The following is a 15,985-nucleotide window of genomic DNA, read 5'->3' as shown; positions in this document are numbered from 1 at the left end:
TCCTTCCCGGGTCACACCATGCCCATGGCGATCTTGCGCATCATCTCGATCGATCGGTCGGTCGACAGTGCCACCGCCAGCAGGCTGCCGAAGGCCAGCTTATAGGTCTCGACGTCGCCCGGTTCGTCGAGATAGAGGCTGGCCACCTTGTTCTCCAGGAGCACAAGGCTGGGCAGCCCGCGATAGTCCATCACCACGAAGGGACCATCCATGCCGGTATGTGCATCAATCTTGTTCGGAATGATCCGGATGGTGATGCCGCGCCGGCAGGCCGATTCGACCAGACAGCCAAGCTGGTCGCGCATGATCGCTGCGCCGCCCACCGGATGACGGAGGGCGGCCTCATGCAACAGCACTTCCAGTTCGGGTCGGTTCGGCTGGCGCAGCATCGCCTGCCGGGCGATCCGGGCCGCGACACGATCATCAATCTCCTCGTCGGTCCTCGGGCGCACGCCGCTGGCGATGACCGCTCGGGCGTAGGGGAAGGTTTGCAGCAGGCCGGGAATCAGCAAGGGTTCGTAGTTGTAGATGTGTGTCGCGTCCTGCTCGAAGCCGATCCACTTCTCCAGGTCCGCGTGCAGGTGCAGTTCGCCGCGGTCGATGAGGCTCGGTTTGTCGGCGTCGGCATGGAATCTGAGCAACGCGTTGCGCAGTGGGCGGGAGGTCCCGTAGATGGCCAGCATCGAGGCGAGGTCCTCGGAGGTCAGGCGGCGCTTTCCCGTCTCCGCGCGGGAAACCGTGCTCGCGTTCACGCCCATTCTGTTGGCGACCTCGATCGTGGTCAGGCCGGATTCCTCGCGCAGGCGGCGCAGCACCATGCACAACCGCCGCGTCCGCACGCCCATGGTGGTGTTCACGGAGTGCACCCTGGCCGAGCCGAACGAACCCCGCCATCGGCCGATCGGGGAGGCCGTGCCAACTCGGCAACAACCCGGCCAGGGCAGGGGGCCCGTCGTCCAGCCGGACCGGCATGGGGTGGCAACAATTGCCGGGTACAGGTTCACCCGGATGGAGGTCCGATGGCCGACTGGATCTCGTTCACCACCGACTATGGCCTGGCCGACGGGTTCGTGGCGGCCTGTACCGGGGTAATCGCGCGGATCGCCCCGCACGCCCGGGTGATCGACGTGACGCATCTGGTGCCGCCGCAGGACATCCGGCGCGGCGCCACGGTGCTGGCCCAGACCGTCCCGTTCCTGCCGGCGGCGGTGCACCTGGCCGTGGTCGATCCCGGCGTCGGGACGGCCCGGCGCGCCGTCGTGCTGGACACCCCGGGCGGGCCGCTGGTCGGGCCGGACAACGGCCTGCTCGTCCCGGCCGCCGAGGCGCTCGGCGGGGTCCGCGCCGCGCACCGGCTCACCGACCCGCGCTACCGGCTGCCCACCGTCTCCGCCACCTTCCACGGCCGCGACCTGTTCGCCCCGGCCGCCGCGCACCTGGCCGCCGGCACCCGCCCCGACCAGTTCGGGCCGGCCGTCGACCCGCACACGCTGGTCCGGCTGCCCGACCCGGAAACCACCGGCACACCGGACGAGCTCAGCACCGAGGTGTTGTCCGTGGACCGGTTCGGCAACCTGCAACTGGCCGCCACCGGCAGCCACCTGGACGCCCTGCCCGGCCGGGTCCGGCTGGGCGCGCACGAGGCCGTCGTCGGCCGCACGTTCGGCGATGCCCCGGCCGGCGACCTGGTGGTGTACGTCGACTCGTCCGGTCAGGCGGCGGTCGCGGTCAACGGCGGCTCGGCGGCCGACCGGCTCGGCGCGGCGCCCGGCGACAAGCTGACCCTCACTGCCATTCGGTGACCACCACCTCGTCGCCGACGAAGATCTCCCCGGGCCGCAGCACCGCCGCCTTCATCCCGAAGCTGACCCCGCCGTCCGGCTCGCGCCGGTAGTCGGCCAGGGTGCGCAGCGGCTCCGGCCCGGCCCGCTCCCCGATCAGCTGGTCCACCGTGGTGACCACGCAGCGGATGTCCTTCTTGCCGTAGCCGATCTCCACCGGGCCGGCGGTCATCCGGCGCACCCGGTCCTCGGTGTGCGGCTCGGGCCACCCGGTCACCACGATGTTCGGCCGGAACCGGTTCATCGGCACCGGATCGGCGCCGCGCTCAAGGATCCGGGCGTTCAACCCGTCCAGCGCCGACAACGACGTGACCAGCAGCGCGGTCGAGTCGGCGTATCTGATCCGCCCCGGCTCGTCGCCGGAGCCCTCCCTGGTCAGCCCGTCCGGCGCCCGCATCAGCCGCACCGGCATGTCGAGCACGTCGGAGAACCAGGCCGCCGCCTCGTCACCCTGGTCGATCCCGGTGCCGTCCCAGTGGTGCACCCGCACCGGCCGCATCGGTCCGTCGGCCGTCACGTCCAGCACGACATCCCCGGCCTCCGGCGCGGTCAGCGCCAGCTTGGTCCCGGCGTGCAGCACCTGCGCGCGCACCACCGCCAGCCGGGAAACGGTGCGCTGGCTGAGGAACCGGCCATCGGGTTTGGTGACGACGAAGCTGCGGTCGTGGACCAGGCCCGTCCACCCGACATCCGCCCGGTCGACCGTAACCCCGGCGCACCCCTTGATCGGGTAGTAGGTCAGCGCGGAAACGCTTGCCATGCGAACAAAGCTACCCCGGTTCGCATTTTCGACGGGGCTTATTAACCGGACGAAACCGGGCATTCACGGTCCGGCGTTTTCGGCGGACCGATTCAGAGGATCGCGGCCGGGGTGTAGCCGGCGGCGTCGGTGAACCGGGTGATGACCTCGGAGACCCGCTTCACCACGGCGGTGACCTGGTCACCGGCCACCCCGGTGAACCGCAGCGGGTCGGCGACCAGACCGTCCAACTGCTCCCGGTCCAGCGGAAGCCGGGGGTCGGCGGCCAGCCGGTCCAACAGATCGTTGCGGCCGGCGCCCGCCTCGCGCATGGCCAGCGCCACGTCGACGGCATGCTCCTTGATGGCCGCGTGCGCGGTCTCCCGGCCGACGCCGGCCCGCACCGCCGCCATCAGCACCGCCGTGCTGGCCAGGAACGGCAGGTACCGGTCCAACTCCCGGCCGATCACCGCGGGGTAGGCGCCGAACGAGTCGAGTACGGTCAGGAACGTCTGGAACAGGCCGTCCAGCGCGAAGAACGCGTCCGGCAGCGCCACCCGGCGGACCACCGAGCAGGACACATCGCCCTCGTTCCACTGGTCCCCGGTCAGCTCGCCGATCATCGACGCGTACCCGCGCAGCACGACGGCAAGACCGTTGACCCGCTCGCAGGACCGGCTGTTCATCTTGTGCGGCATGGCGGACGAGCCGACCTGACCCGGCCGGAACCCCTCGGTGGCCAACTCGTGCCCGGCCATCAACCGGATCGTGGTGGCCACACTGGACGGTGCGGCGGCCAGCTGGACCAGGGTGGACAGCACGTCGAAATCCAGCGAGCGCGGGTAGACCTGACCCACGCTGGTGAGCACCCGCTGGAAACCCAGGTGCTCGGCCACCTTCCGCTCCAGCTCGGCCACAGTGGACGGATCGCCGAGCAGGTCGAGCATGTCCGCCCCGGTGCCGACCGGACCCTTGATCCCGCGCAGCGGGTACCGGTCGATCAGGTTGTCCAGCCGCTCGAACGCGATCAGCATCTCCTCGGCGGCGGAGGCGAACCGCTTGCCCAGCGTGGTGACCTGCGCCGGCACGTTGTGCGACCGGCCGGCGATGGCCGCCTCGGCGTGCTCGGTGGCCAGCCGGGCCAGCCGGGCCAGCGTCGCCGCGGCGCGGAACCGGATCAGCTCGAGCGAGCGGCGGATCTGCAGCTGCTCCACGTTCTCGGTCAGGTCGCGCGAGGTCATCCCCTTGTGGACGTCCTCGTGCCCGGCCAGCGCGTTGAACTCCTCGATCCGCGCCTTCACGTCGTGCAGGGTGACCCGCTCCCGCTCGGCGATCGAGGCCAGGTCGACCCGCTCGACCACCCGCTCGTAGTCGGCGATGACCGAGTCGGGAACGTCCATTCCCGACTCGGCCTGCGCCTTCAGCACGGCGAGCCACAGCCGCCGCTCCGCGACCACCTTCGACTCGGGTGCCCAGATACCGGTCAACTCTTCCGACGCGTACCGGGCGGCGAGCACGTTGTCGATGCGAGGCTGCACCCGTCGAGCCTATGCGGTCAGAAGGTCAGCCGCGGATCGGTGGCGATCGCGGTCAGCACCTCCTGGGAGACCGCCAACCCGGTGCGTCCCGGCTCCGGTTTCGCCGTGGTGTCCACGTGCACGATCACCCCGTCGGTCCGCAGGTGCAGCACCGACAGGTTCTGCGCCTCGCCCTCGGTGTGGGCGTAGACGCGCAGCAGCGAGCCGTCCGGCCGGGTGCTCTCGCCCTGCGGCGATCCCCAGCCCCCGGTGCTGGCCGGGTCGGCGCCCGGGTCGAGCGCGTTCCCGTCGTGCGACACCGAAACCTGGACGTACCGGTGCCGGGTGCCGGAGGCCCGGTAGGCGCCGCCGATCAGCCGGCCGGTCGGGTGCACCATCAGGTCCCCGCCGTCCGGGACGGTGAAGGTCAGGCCGGGCACCCGCTCGGCGAGCACCTGCGGGATCATCTGCCGCAGGTGCGCCAGCGCGGCATCCGAGCCCGGGAAGCTCCCCTGCGTCGGCGGCTGCGGCACGGACGGCTTCTCCGAACCCGGCGGGACCACCGTCGTGGTGGGGACGGTCGGCCGCCTCGTCCTGACGGTCAGCCCGCTCGCCGGCGCCAGGCCGCCGCCACCGCAGACGGTCCCGCCGGTCGTATCCGTCGCCGGCGCCGGGCTCGGGGTGCACGACCCGTTCGGCGGCTGCGCCGGCCCGACGTAGCCCCCCTGGCCGGTGCCGCCGGTCGCCAGTACCGCGGTCACCGCCACCGCGACGCCCCCGGTGGCCATGGCACTGCCGGCCACCGCCCGGCGCCGCCCGTACCGGCGGGCCGCCTCGCTCACCACGTCGTCCGGGTCGAACCCCAACGGCGGCTCATCGGCCACCGCCGTGCGAAACCGGTCCACGATCCGCTCCTCGATCATTCCCCATTCCTCCGCAACGCAGCTGGGGCCGCCTCCGGGCCCAGGACGACTTTCAGGGCCGCCAGACCACGCGCGGTCTGGCTCTTGACGGTGCCTTCCGAGCAGCCGAGGGCCTCGGCCGCCTCGGCAACGGAAAGGGACTCGAAGAAACGCAGCACCAGCACCGCCCGCTGGCGCGGTGCGATCCGGGACAGCGCGTCGAACAGCTCCGCCCGCAGGTCGCCGTGCTGCGCGGCGGTGGCCGGGTCCGGGCCGCCGGGCACCTCCTCGGGCAACTGCCCGTCGCGCCGCTCGGCCCGCCGCCACGGCCGGCGCCGCTCGTCCAGCCAGCAGCGCACCAGGGTCCTGCGGGCGTAGCTGACCGGCCGCTCGGTCCGGGTGATCCGCGGCCAGGCCCGGTACATCTTGATCAGCGCGGCCTGGGTGAGGTCGTCGGCCAGATGCCAGTCGCCGCAGAGCAGGTACGCGCTGCGACGCAACTGCTGCGCCGTCTCGCGGGCGAACTCCCGGAATCGGGTCTCGTCGGCCTTGCGCATCGACAACTCCCTTCGCACCGCAGCTACTTACGCGCACGCCGCGGCGGGGGTTGCCGATGTTAGATGCCGAGTTTCGGATCGGTGGCGAGTGCGGCCAGCTGCTCCGGGGTCACCGGAACCACGGGCAGCGTCGGCCCCGCACCGGTCGGGTCGTAGTTGTAGCCGGTCGCCTGCACGACCGCGCCGTTCGCCCGGAAATGCCACACGTTCAGCAGCCACTGCCCCTCGCCGGCAAAGAGCTTGCCGGTCAGGACGTGGCTGCCGTCCGGCATCGTCGCCACCTTGCACCCGTCCCCGCACTCGCTGAACGGTTCGGGTCCGGCACCCGGCGCGAAGGTCGCCACGTAGACCGCGGACCGGGAGCCGTCCAAGGAGAACGCCACGAACGAGTTGAGGTAGCCCTGGCCGTCCTCGACCGCGCCACTGGCCTCGCCGCCGAACTCCTGCACCGCCACCTGCGCCACCCCCGGCACCGCCGCCGGGAACGCGGCGCGCAGGTGGTCCCGCATCTCGGCGCCGCGGACCTTGAGCTGATCCGCGGTGTAGCTGACCGGCGTGACCCCGGCCGGCGGCCAGGGCAACGTGGTGATCGCCGGCGTCGGGTGGGGCGGGCTCGTCTGGCTCGGCGGTGGGGCGGCGCCCACCGCACCCCCGTCGGAGCCGCGCGGCGTGCCGAGCACGGTCGGCACCGCGACCGCCGCAACGGCCACCGCGATGGTCGCCGCGCCGGCCCCGGCCAGCGCCCGGCGCCGCCGGACCTGCTGCCGGGCCCGCAGGATCAGCGCCTCCGGATCGAACGACAGCACCGGTTCGGTCAGGACCGCCGCCCGCAGGCCGTCCCGGACATCCTGCTCACTCACGATGCAACCCTCCGCTCGCCGGCGCCAACCGGGCGACCACCGCCCGCAGCGCGTCCAGCCCCCGTGCCGACTGACTCTTGACCGTGCCCTCCGCGCACCGCATGACCCTGGCCGTCTCCGCCACCGACAGGTCGTCGAAGTAGCGCAGCACCAGCACCGCCCGCTGCCCCGGCGGCAGCTCGAGCAGCGCCCGGTGCACCAGCTCCTTCGCCCACACCCGGACGGCCGGATCGCCGGCCGGCTCCGGCACGTCGGGCAGCTCCGCCCCGGACAGCTCCGAGCGCCGAAACGGCCGGCGCCGCTCGTCCAGCCAGGTCCGCAACAGCACCGTGCGGGCGTAGTTGGTCAGGCTCTCCCGCTTCTGCACCCGCGACCAGGACCGGTAGATCTTCACCAGGGCGGCCTGCATGAGGTCCTCCGCCAGGTGCCAGTCGCCGCAGAACAGGAACGCGGTGCGCCGCAGCGTCGGGGCCTGCCCGGTGGCGAAGGCCCGGAAGCTGTCTTCGTCGGCTGTGCGCATGAGGCTCCCTTCCGCCCTTAGCTCACGACCGCCGGCGGGCGGAGGTTGCACGTCAGGGCGCGAGGGCCGCGCGCAGCATCTGCCGGGCCGCGCCGCGCGGGTCCGGGTCGATCTCGATCAGGGCGTTCACCACGGCGCCGTCCACCAGCGAGATCAGCTGCTCGACCCGGTTGTCGGCCACGTTGGCGCCGGACCGCACGAAGATCTCGGTGAGCAGGCCGCGCAGCTCGGCGCCGAGCGCCCGGGTGATCGGGCGCAGGTACGGCCGGCGCCCGGTGGCCACCAGCCGCTCGTAGCGCACCAGCACCGACTCCGCGTCCCGCTCGGACTCCGGCCCCAGCAGCATCTCCAGCACCAGCTCGACCAGCGTCTCCGGACCACGCGGCTGGGTGACCAGCTCGTCCAGCCGCTGCCGGCCTCTGGTCAGCTCGGCCCGGCCGTGATGCTCCACCGCGGCGGTGACCAGCTCGTCCAGCGAGCCGAAGTAGTAGGTGGTCGAGGCCAGCGGCAACCCGGCCCGCTCGGCCACCGCCCGGTGCCGGACCGCGTCGAAACCGCCCTCGACGAGCAACGCGGCGGCAGCCGCCACCAGGGCCTGCCGGCGCCGTTCCCCCTTCGGGGTGCTTCCGCTCGTCATGACCGAAGTGATCGTGCCAGGTCCGCGCCGTCAGTACTTGGTCGCCAGCCGGCGAGCGATCGCATCCAGCCGGTCCGCCAGCGGTGCGCCACTCGAACCCGGATCGGGCTCGCTGACCATCAACACGGTCCCGCCCGACGCCGTCGGAGCCATCCCCTCCCGTGCGCCCGCGGCACTCCTGGACAACGGGGTCGACAGCCTGGAATCCCTTGGCCACACCACGACCGAGACGACTCCGCCGGACACCCGCGCTGCCGCGGCCCGCCCGCCGGCCGGGCAGAGCACGGTGGCGGGAAGTTCGGTGGCGGTGAGGAAAGAGTCAGCGGCCCGGAGCTCGCCCGCGAGGGCAGCAGCGAGCTCCGGGTCCGCCTTTTCGCACGGCCCCGAAGGACCGGCATTCCCGGCCGATTCATCTCCCTGCTTAGACGTTTCGACCGGGAAGCTCTTGTCGGACGCCGACTGATGGCTGGCGTCCTCTTGAGGTACCTCGTTCGGAGCAGCCCCCGCGTTACCGGTCGGCCCGGCAACCGCCGGTGCCGGCGCGCCCGCGTTGGCCGCTGTACCCGATTCGGTACCTGCTGTCGTCCACAATGCCATGGCGAGCGCCGAGACGCCCGCAAGGATCGCCACACCGAGCGCGGAACCACCCAGAAGTGCACGCTGCCGGGCCCGCTGCCGGTTCGACGCCGCGGCGATGTCCCGATCGTCGAACGACGGCGGCGGCGCGTCCGGCACGGCGGCATTGAACAGCTCGCTCAGCTTGCGCTCGTCCATCGGTGCACCTCCTCCGTCACAAGTCCCGTCACAAGTCCTGTCACGACGCCGATCGCAGGTCGTCCAGCGCGTCACCCAACACTTCCCGCAGCGCCGTCAGGCCGCGGGCCGTCTGGCTCTTCACCGTCCCCTCGGAGCACTTCAACACCTCGGCCGTGGCCGCGACGTCGAGTCCCTCGAGGAACCGCAGCACGAGCACCGCCCGTTGCCGGGGCGGCACCCCGCGCAGACCGTCGAGCAACGCCGACCGGTTCGCCACCGTCTCGCCGACCTCACCGTCCGGCTGGACCGTCTCGGGCAGCTCGTCCACCGACCGCTCCCGCCGCCACGGACGCCGGGTCTCGTCGATCATCGCGCGCACCAGCGTCCTGCGGACATAGGCGTCCAGGGCCCCGCGGTCCCGGATCTTGCGCCACCGCCGGTGCAGCGCGACGAACGCGGTCTGCGCCAGATCGTCCGCCCGGTGCCAGTCGCCGCAGAGCATGAACGCGGTCCGCCGCACGGCATCCCGCCGTGCAGCGAAGTACTCCGCGAACTCCTGCTCCTCGCGCTGATCCACGCGGACGCTCTCCGCTCGTCTGTTCTGCACACCGGGGACGGACCGGGTACGGCCCACGGTTGCACGGTCCCGTTGGTGAGATGTACGCCACCCCTGATGCGGCGGCGCCGGGGACGCATGTGGTGTGATCGGATTGTGACCACGCCTGCGCCCATCGACCTGCGTTCCGACACCGTCACCAAACCGGACACCCGAATGCGGGAGGCGATGGCCGCCGCCGAGGTGGACGACGACGTGCTCGGCCACGATCCGACCATGCGCCGGCTCGAGGAGCGGGTGGCCGAACTGCTCGGCGTCGAGGCGGCGCTGTGGACGCCGAGCGGATCGATGGGCAACCTGATCGCGCTCGTCGTGCACTTACGGCCGGGCGACCGGTATCTGGCCGCCCGCGGCGCACACGTGCTGGACAGCGAACTGGGCACCGGGGCGTGGCTGGCCGGCGGCATGCCCGAGGCGCTGGACTGGGAGCTTGGCCCCGGCCGGATCTCGCCGGACGCGGTCCGGGCCCGGGCCGGCGGGACCACGCCGTACCACGCGCTGCGCACCGCGCTGCTCTGCCTGGAGAACACGCACAACGCGGCCGGCGGAACGATCACCCCGCCGGACGCGCACGCGCTGCTGGTCGCCACCGCGCGGGACACCGGGCTGCGGGTGCACCTGGACGGCGCCCGGCTGTGGCACGCCGCGGTCGCGCTCGGCCTGCCCCCGGCGGCGCTGACCGTCGGCGTGGACACCGTGCAGGTGTGCCTGAGCAAGGGACTTGGCGCGCCGGTCGGCTCGCTGGTGGCCGGCAGCGCCGCGTTCGTCGCCGAGGCGCGCCGGGTGCGCAAGATGCTCGGCGGCGGCGTGCGGCAGGGCGGCGTGCTGGCCGCCGCCGGTCTGGTCGCCCTGGACCGGATCAACGACCTGGCCACCGATCACGCCAACGCCGCCACCCTGGCCGACGGGCTGAACGAGCTGGGCTGGCCGGCCGAGGCGCCGGAGACCAACATCGTGCTGGCCGAGGTCCCCGACGTCGCACGGATGCTGGAAGCCCTGGCCCACGCCGGAGTCCTGGCCGTCCCGATGTCGGGCAAGATCCGGTTCATCACCCACCGTGACCTGCACCCCACGGACATCACCGAGGCGCTGCGCCGGATCAAGTCGATCGGATAGTCAGGGCTTGATGTGCCGCTGGCCCGACTTGCCCTTGATCGCGCCGAAGACGGCGACGCCCGCCGTGACGATCAGGGCGATCACGATCAGGGTGCCGAGCGCCTTGAACACCCAGCCGAACAGCAAGAAGGCCAGCCAGATGAGGATGATCGCGCCGATGATCTTGATGAGCATGTCGAACGCCTCCCACTCGGTCCTGCATCGGACAACGCCCCCGGTCGATCACCGGTTCCCGGGCAGCCAGCCGCCGAGCCGGCGCAGTGCCTCGGTCACGTCGCCGGTCGAGCCGGCGAACGAGAATCTGAGAAACCGGTTGCCATGTACCGGATCGAAGTCGATTCCGGGCACGATCGCCAGTCCGGTGTCGGCCAGCAGCCGCTGGCAGAAGCTCATCGAGTCGTGCGTGAGGTGCGAGACGTCGGCGTAGGCGTAGAACGCGCCGTCGGCCGGGGCCAGCCGGTCGATGCCCAGGTCGACGAGGCCGGAGAGCAGCCGGTCGCGGTTTTCCCGGTAGCGCCGCACGTTGTCGTCCAGCTCGCGGTAGGACTCCGGCTCGAACGCGGCCAGCGCGGCGTGCTGGGCAAGGGCCGGCGGGCAGATGGTGAAGTTGCCGGTCAGGCAGTCCACCGCGCGGTGCAGCCGCTGCGGCACCAGCAGCCAGCCCAACCGCCAGCCGGTCATCGCGAAGTACTTGGAGAACGAGTTCACCACCACGGCCTCACGGGAGAACTGCCAGGCCGAGCTGGTCGCCGTGCCGTAGGAGATCCCGTGGTAGATCTCGTCGCTGATCAGCTGCACGCCGCGTTCGGCGCACCAGCCGGCGATCGCGGCCAGCTCGCCGGACTCGAGCACGGTGCCGGTCGGGTTGGCCGGGCTGGCCACGATCAGGCCGTCGATCGGCGCCGGCAGCTCGTCCAGCATCGCCACCGTCGGCTGGAACCGGGCGCTCGCGTCGCAGGGCAGCTCGACCACCTCGACGCCGAGCGCGCTGAGGATGTTGCGGTAGGCCGGGTAGCCGGGTCGGGCCAGCGCCACCCGGTCACCCACGTCGAACGCGGCCAGGAAGGCGAGCAGGAAGCCGCCGGACGAGCCGGTGGTGAGCACCACGTCGTGCGGGTCGACCTCGAGCGCGTAGGTGCGCTCGTAGTGCGCGGCGAGTGCGGCGCGCAGCTCCGGGATGCCCAGCCCCTCGGTGTAGCCGAGCGCGTCGCCGGCCAGCGCCGCGGCGGCCCGCTCGCGCACCGGAGCCGGCGCGCCGGTCGAGGGCTGGCCGGCGGCAAGGGAAACCAGGTCGCCGTGCGCGCGTTGCCGGGCGTTGGCCGCGGACAGCACATCCATCACGTGGAACGGCGGGACCGCGGCCCGCTCGGCCACCTTCAGCAGGTGGGCGTACTCCAGCATGAGCCCACGTTAGTAGCCGCGGTAGGCCCCGCCGCCGGCCATGGCCCGGATGCCCGGCACGTTGGCCAGCGAGCCGTACCGGGAGATCGCGTAGTTCACCCCGGCGCAGATGTTGTCCACCGGATTCCAGATGTCGCCGTGGCCGGGCAGCTTGTAGGAGTTGAAGGTCGGGTCGATGCACTGCATCAGGCCCTTGGACGGGGTGCCCTTGGCGGCGTTGGAGTCCCAGTTGTTGATCGCGTGCGGGTTGCCGCCGGACTCGTGCTGGATGATCTGCCAGATGCGCTGGGCGTCGGCCTCGCTGACGTTGATCCCGTTGGCCCGCAGCACTTCGATGGCCTGGCGGATCCATTCTTGGACGTTGCCGGGCGGGGGGCCGCCGGCCGGCGGGCCGCCGCTGGAGCCGAGGCCACCGCCGCCACCGCCGCCACTGCCGGCCGCGGTGCCGCCGGCACCGCCGCCGCCCTGGGCCGGCTGGCCGTCGGTCCCGGCGGGCGCGGTCTGCGGCGGCGGGGTCGGGGTCCACTCGATCGGGCGGCCGGGTTCGGGGGTGAACGGCTGGGTGCCCGGATCCGGGATGGCGGAGAACGTGCTGGCCGGGGTCTGGGAGCCGGTGATCACCCCGGCCGCGGCGGCCAGGGTCGACTCGGTGCCGGTCAGGTGGGTGCGGATGTCGCCGGCCACCCCGGCACACAGCTCGGTGGTGAAGGCGTCCAGCTGGGCCCGGTCGGCCTGGTTGTTGCGGCGGATCCACGCGCGGATCTCGCCGAGCGCCTGCTCGCACCGGCCGGACACGTACGACCGGGCCGCCTCGATCGCCTCGGCAACCCCGGTCAGTGCCTCGGCGGCCTGGCTCATCGCGGTGCCGACGTCGGTGCCGGCCTTGGCGAACCGATCCATGTAGGCGACGAACGCGTCGGCGGAGCCGCCCTCCCAGGCGGCGTCCAGCCCGCGCACCGCGCCGGCCACCGCGGTGCCGCTGGTGCCGGCGTTCGTCGCGGCGGTGGACAACCGGGTGGCCGCCTCGCCGATCAGGCCCGGGTCGGCGTTCGCCACCTTCTTCGCCTCGGCGGCAACCTGATCACCGCCGGCGTACCCGGCCAGCTCACTCGCCGCGGTCATCGCACGCTCAACGCCTCGACGTTGCTCCGCTCGGTGTTGTCGATGCTGGCCACCACCGCGTCCAGGGCCCTGGCCACCTGGTCCAGCCGGGTCTCGGCGGCCTCGAACTCGGCGTGCAGCGCGGAGTTCAGCGCATCCACCGCCTGGGCGAGCGCGGCCGAGCTTGGCAGCGTGCCGTAGACCGTGGGCGCCGTGCAGATCTCGGGGAAGGAGTCGGAGATCTCGCCGAACTTCGGCTTGTGCTCCTGGACCGTGCGCATGCACTCATTGATCGCGTCAACGTTGTAGCTGGGCACGTCTACCCTGACGCGGCCGCGGGTGGAGCGGTTCCGCCGTCAGACCTCCTCGCACAGCTCCCGGACGAACCCGACGAGCATCGCGTTGTCCGCCGGAGTGATCGTGCTCCAGGTCTTTCCGGCGTTGTTCGGCCTGGTCAGGTAGGCGTAGCGGCCGTCAGGGTTGTCGTGGAAGGCGACCACCCGGTCGGCCCGGCGCATGTGCTGGTCCCGCTGCCGGCGCTCGACGCAGAACTGGCCGCGCACGCCCATTCCGGACAGCATCGCGGCCAGCGCCTTGGCGTCCATTGTGGACACTCCGTGCTCGCGCAGGATGACCGCCAGTTCCTGGGGCCGGCCCCGCGCCTTGCCGTCCGCGGCGAGCAGCAGATCGGTGTCCACGCTGACCGAGTAGCCCCGCCCGGCCGGCATCACCCCGGCCACCGACACCGCCGCCTCGGCGACCGCGGTGTCCCTGGCCGGGATCAGCCACACCTCCGCCGGCTCGACCACGGCGAGCAGGCCCACCCCGCCGGCCGACACGGCGAGCGACTTGATCTCGTGGTCGGTCCACACCCAGCTGTCGATGGACAACTGCGGGAAGGCCAGCAGGTTGAGCCAGTCGGCCAGCTCCGGCGTGGCTCGGCCACCCTCGGCCAGACCGCGCCGGCCGAGCTCGTCGAGGGCCTCGCGGACCAGCCGGGCCCGCTCGCTGTGCGTCTTGCCGGGACTGAGCACGTCCAACGCCACATGCCGCGCGGGTAGCCGTTCCCGCTCCCACAGCACATCGAACTCCAGCGTGGACAACACCACGCTGCCGCTTTCCGGCACCCGTCAGTCCGCCCGCTCGTCCTCGTCCCCGATGAGCGCCGGGGCGGTCATCCGGTCATCCTCGAACAGGTCCCCGGAGTCGATGCCGTACTTGCGAACGTGCTCGGAGTCCTCGTCACCGCGGGCGGAACCCGTGGTCGCCGGCTGGAGGATCGAGTTGCTGACCGGCTTGCCCGGCTTCGCGCTGTACTTCTCGGCGTTGCGCACCGGCCTGGACTCCTCGTCCGGCACCCCGGCGGCCGGAGACTTGGGCGCGGCCCGGGTGCTCTCCGGGGTTCCCGGCGCGCCGGGCCTTCGGACCACGCGGTCCTTCTCCGCGCCGGCCCCGAGCGCCGCGCCCTGCGCCCCGGCGCCGGCCAGCGCGGCCGTGTTGGCGGCCAGCAGCGACGGCAGCACCCGCGGCCCGGCCGGCGGGTTGCCGGTGGGCGGCAGACCGCCGCCGAGCGGCACCACCGGCCCGATGCCGGACCGGTTGCCGGGCTGGCCCGGCTGTCCGGGTTGTTGTCCCGGCCCCTGTCCTGGCCCCTGCCCGGGCGGCCCGGGCTCTCCGCCGCCCGGCGGCGGAGGCGGCTGCGTGCCGGGCGGCGGCAGCGGACCCGTGCCCGGTCCGGGAATCGGCCCGGTGCCCGGCGGGAACCCGCCGCCACCCGGGTTGAACCCCGGAATCGGCCCGCCACCCGGCCCGGTGTTCCCGGACGGCGCGGTGGACAAGCCCATCCCCGGCGGCACCGGCAGCGTCTTCACCCGGCCCAGCGCGTCCGAGCTGCCCTGCTGGTACCCGTTCAGCCCGGCCACCGCCTGCTCCCGAGCCGCGCCGGTCGCCTGCACCTGCTTGGCATGGTCGGTCGTATGCCCCAGCATTCCCGCGAACTGATCCATCCCGGTCAGCTGCGTCGGCCCGCGCAGCGTCCCCGCATCCGGCGCACTGTTGCGCGCATGCCCGAACGACACACTCTGACTGGCCACCCGGGTCGCCGACTCCCCCACCGGCTCCGCCGCCTCCTCGGCATACACGGCGGCGGTCTGCGTAGCCTGCGTCCCGCCCTCAGAAGCCTTCCCCTGCCACGAAACCCCCAGCTCCGCAAGCTGCTGCCGCAACACCCGATCCGTCTCCGCCAACCCCCCCGCCAACGAGATCAACGCCCGCGCCGCCCCCTGAAAACTCTCCGACCCCTGCCCCCCACGCAACCCATCCACCTGCTCGGCAAGCGCATGATTGTCGTACCCCTCGAACCGCAAGTCAGCCAGCCCGTAGTCGCCGTCCATCACGCCCTCACCTCAACGTCTTCAACGTCTCGACAGCCATCCCCGCCGCCCGCTCCGCCCGCTGGCAGAGCTGCTCGAGGGTGTAAATCCGGTCCCCGGTGTTATAGGACTCGACCATCAGCTGCTGACCTCCGGCGACATCCACCGACGTGCTGCAATCGGCGGCGTTGCGGCCGTTCGCTCCGGACAACCAGTACGTGACCGCCGGGAAGCCGGCCACCGAGCTGAGCTGCGCCTGCACATTGCGCTTGCCGGTCAGCCAGGCCTCGACGCCTTCGTTGGTCACCGCGATCAACGCATAGCTGTCGAAGGGCGACCTGGTGGAGTCGATTGTGCACTGCGCCATTCCCCGGTACTGCGAGTCACCCGCCTGTTGCACACGCTTACGGTTGAGCTTAAGCGCGGCCAGTGTCGGGTCGGTGATCAGAGCGCACGGATCGACGCCGGCCAGGTTCAGCTCCGCCGGCCGTGGCGGGACCGAAACCCGCGCGCTCGGTGCTGGCGAGCTGGTTCCGCCACTGGTCTGGGGAGTGCTGGATGGAGTTGGTACCGCCTGTCCGATTTCACCGGTGGTGCAGCCCGCGACCGCGGCCGCGGTGAGCAACCCGGTCAGTACCAGCCTCAGCCGGCGATCACGCACTTTGCGCCCCGAACACGGCCGCGATGTCCTGCTCGGTATGGCCGTACGCGCGGGCGCTGTCGGCACACTGCTCCGCCAGCGTGTGCAGGGCCTGGATGTACTGCGCGATCCGCTGGGCGTAGGAGTCGGGATTATCCACGAGAAGGTCATTCCAGGCGGGCGCCACCCGGGTGCTCACATCGTCGTCGCCGGGCGGGGAAACCCGTAGCTCCCGTACCGAGTCCCGCAACCTGGTGTCGAGCGCGTCCGCCTGGGTCTTGATGATCTTGGCGGCGGCGAGGACGTTGTCTTTGGTGACGGTGAAGGTGCCGGAGGTGAGGGCGCTGTTGTAGGTGTCGAGGTCGGCGAAGGCCTGGGTGAGGCCGCGGCCGATTGGTCCGAGAAGGTCC

The 15,985-nt window shown here is 72.2% G+C and carries 20 protein-coding genes; 2 read left to right on the top strand and 18 right to left on the bottom strand.

The window, feature by feature from the left end; all coding sequences use genetic code 11:
- Positions 1–11: 11 nt before the first annotated feature.
- Entirely contained in the window at positions 12–857 is an 846-nt protein-coding gene (locus tag VFV67_RS25735; protein WP_326473218.1) for a helix-turn-helix transcriptional regulator, read from the bottom strand.
- A gap of 162 nt (positions 858–1,019) precedes the next feature.
- Here VFV67_RS25735 and VFV67_RS25730 point away from each other — a divergent pair, with 162 nt between their 5' ends.
- Complete coding sequence (locus VFV67_RS25730; protein ID WP_326473217.1) at positions 1,020–1,802, top strand: SAM-dependent chlorinase/fluorinase; 783 nt, start codon at positions 1,020–1,022, stop codon at positions 1,800–1,802.
- Here VFV67_RS25730 and VFV67_RS25725 read toward each other — a convergent pair.
- From VFV67_RS25725 to VFV67_RS25685, 9 genes are all read right to left on the bottom strand, one after another.
- Positions 1,786–2,601 (bottom strand): MOSC domain-containing protein, encoded by an 816-nt coding sequence (locus tag VFV67_RS25725; protein WP_326473216.1) that lies wholly within the window; start codon positions 2,599–2,601, stop codon positions 1,786–1,788. The two genes, VFV67_RS25730 and VFV67_RS25725, sit on opposite strands and share 17 nt — an antisense overlap.
- Before the next feature lie 92 nt (positions 2,602–2,693).
- Positions 2,694–4,118, bottom strand: coding sequence for an adenylosuccinate lyase (purB, locus tag VFV67_RS25720; RefSeq protein WP_326473215.1), 1,425 nt, complete (start codon positions 4,116–4,118; stop codon positions 2,694–2,696).
- 17 nt (positions 4,119–4,135) lie between these two features.
- Positions 4,136–5,020 (bottom strand): hypothetical protein, encoded by an 885-nt coding sequence (locus tag VFV67_RS25715; RefSeq protein WP_326473214.1) that lies wholly within the window; start codon positions 5,018–5,020, stop codon positions 4,136–4,138.
- Complete coding sequence (locus tag VFV67_RS25710) at positions 5,017–5,556, bottom strand: SigE family RNA polymerase sigma factor (protein ID WP_326473213.1); 540 nt, start codon at positions 5,554–5,556, stop codon at positions 5,017–5,019. The genes VFV67_RS25715 and VFV67_RS25710 overlap by 4 nt, the downstream gene beginning before the upstream one ends.
- 59 nt (positions 5,557–5,615) lie before the next feature.
- Positions 5,616–6,416 carry a hypothetical protein gene (locus tag VFV67_RS25705; protein WP_326473212.1) on the bottom strand — a complete coding sequence of 267 codons (801 nt, stop codon included), beginning with the start codon at positions 6,414–6,416 and terminating at the stop codon, positions 5,616–5,618.
- Positions 6,409–6,936: a SigE family RNA polymerase sigma factor gene (locus VFV67_RS25700; RefSeq protein ID WP_326473211.1), complete on the bottom strand. Its 528-nt coding sequence runs from the start codon at positions 6,934–6,936 to the stop codon at positions 6,409–6,411. Before VFV67_RS25700 ends, VFV67_RS25705 begins: the two co-directional genes overlap by 8 nt.
- A 52-nt stretch (positions 6,937–6,988) precedes the next feature.
- Positions 6,989–7,573, bottom strand: coding sequence for a TetR/AcrR family transcriptional regulator (locus tag VFV67_RS25695; protein ID WP_326473210.1), 585 nt, complete (start codon positions 7,571–7,573; stop codon positions 6,989–6,991).
- A gap of 30 nt (positions 7,574–7,603) precedes the next feature.
- Positions 7,604–8,347, bottom strand: coding sequence for a hypothetical protein (locus tag VFV67_RS25690; RefSeq protein ID WP_326473209.1), 744 nt, complete (start codon positions 8,345–8,347; stop codon positions 7,604–7,606).
- Positions 8,348–8,387: 40 nt separating this feature from the next.
- Positions 8,388–8,906 (bottom strand): SigE family RNA polymerase sigma factor, encoded by a 519-nt coding sequence (locus tag VFV67_RS25685; RefSeq protein WP_326473208.1) that lies wholly within the window; start codon positions 8,904–8,906, stop codon positions 8,388–8,390.
- Positions 8,907–9,023: 117 nt separating this feature from the next.
- Here VFV67_RS25685 and VFV67_RS25680 point away from each other — a divergent pair, with 117 nt between their 5' ends.
- Entirely contained in the window at positions 9,024–10,061 is a 1,038-nt protein-coding gene (locus tag VFV67_RS25680) for a GntG family PLP-dependent aldolase (protein ID WP_326473207.1), read from the top strand.
- Here VFV67_RS25680 and VFV67_RS25675 read toward each other — a convergent pair whose 3' ends face one another.
- The 8 genes from VFV67_RS25675 to VFV67_RS25640 form a co-directional block, all read right to left on the bottom strand.
- Positions 10,062–10,235, bottom strand: a complete 174-nt coding sequence (locus VFV67_RS25675; RefSeq protein ID WP_326473206.1) for a hypothetical protein — start codon at positions 10,233–10,235, stop codon at positions 10,062–10,064. It lies immediately after the preceding gene.
- 48 nt (positions 10,236–10,283) lie between these two features.
- A complete protein-coding gene (locus tag VFV67_RS25670) occupies positions 10,284–11,462 on the bottom strand; it encodes an aminotransferase class I/II-fold pyridoxal phosphate-dependent enzyme (RefSeq protein ID WP_326473205.1) in 1,179 nt (392 codons plus the stop codon).
- Positions 11,463–11,471: 9 nt separating this feature from the next.
- Positions 11,472–12,584, bottom strand: coding sequence for a transglycosylase SLT domain-containing protein (locus VFV67_RS25665; RefSeq protein WP_326473204.1), 1,113 nt, complete (start codon positions 12,582–12,584; stop codon positions 11,472–11,474).
- Positions 12,581–12,844, bottom strand: coding sequence for a hypothetical protein (locus VFV67_RS25660; protein WP_326473203.1), 264 nt, complete (start codon positions 12,842–12,844; stop codon positions 12,581–12,583). Before VFV67_RS25660 ends, VFV67_RS25665 begins: the two co-directional genes overlap by 4 nt.
- 75 nt (positions 12,845–12,919) lie before the next feature.
- Positions 12,920–13,690: an ESX secretion-associated protein EspG gene (locus VFV67_RS25655; protein ID WP_326473202.1), complete on the bottom strand. Its 771-nt coding sequence runs from the start codon at positions 13,688–13,690 to the stop codon at positions 12,920–12,922.
- A gap of 3 nt (positions 13,691–13,693) precedes the next feature.
- The gene (locus tag VFV67_RS25650; protein ID WP_326473201.1) at positions 13,694–14,956 is read right to left on the bottom strand and encodes a PPE domain-containing protein; all 1,263 of its coding nucleotides are present in this window, start codon (positions 14,954–14,956) and stop codon (positions 13,694–13,696) included.
- Positions 14,957–14,963: 7 nt separating this feature from the next.
- On the bottom strand, positions 14,964–15,596 hold the full coding sequence (locus VFV67_RS25645; RefSeq protein ID WP_326473200.1) for a DUF3558 domain-containing protein: 633 nt from the start codon (positions 15,594–15,596) through the stop codon (positions 14,964–14,966).
- Positions 15,589–15,985: PE domain-containing protein (locus VFV67_RS25640; protein ID WP_326473199.1), on the bottom strand; the 397-nt coding region annotated here is incomplete at its 5' end. The genes VFV67_RS25640 and VFV67_RS25645, both read right to left, overlap by 8 nt.

The organism is Actinophytocola sp. (assembly GCF_035762905.1).
Classification (GTDB): Bacteria; Actinomycetota; Actinomycetes; order Mycobacteriales; family Pseudonocardiaceae; genus DASYTH01.
Note: the sequence above shows the minus strand (reverse complement) of the source record. Positions and strands in the feature narration are given on the sequence as shown.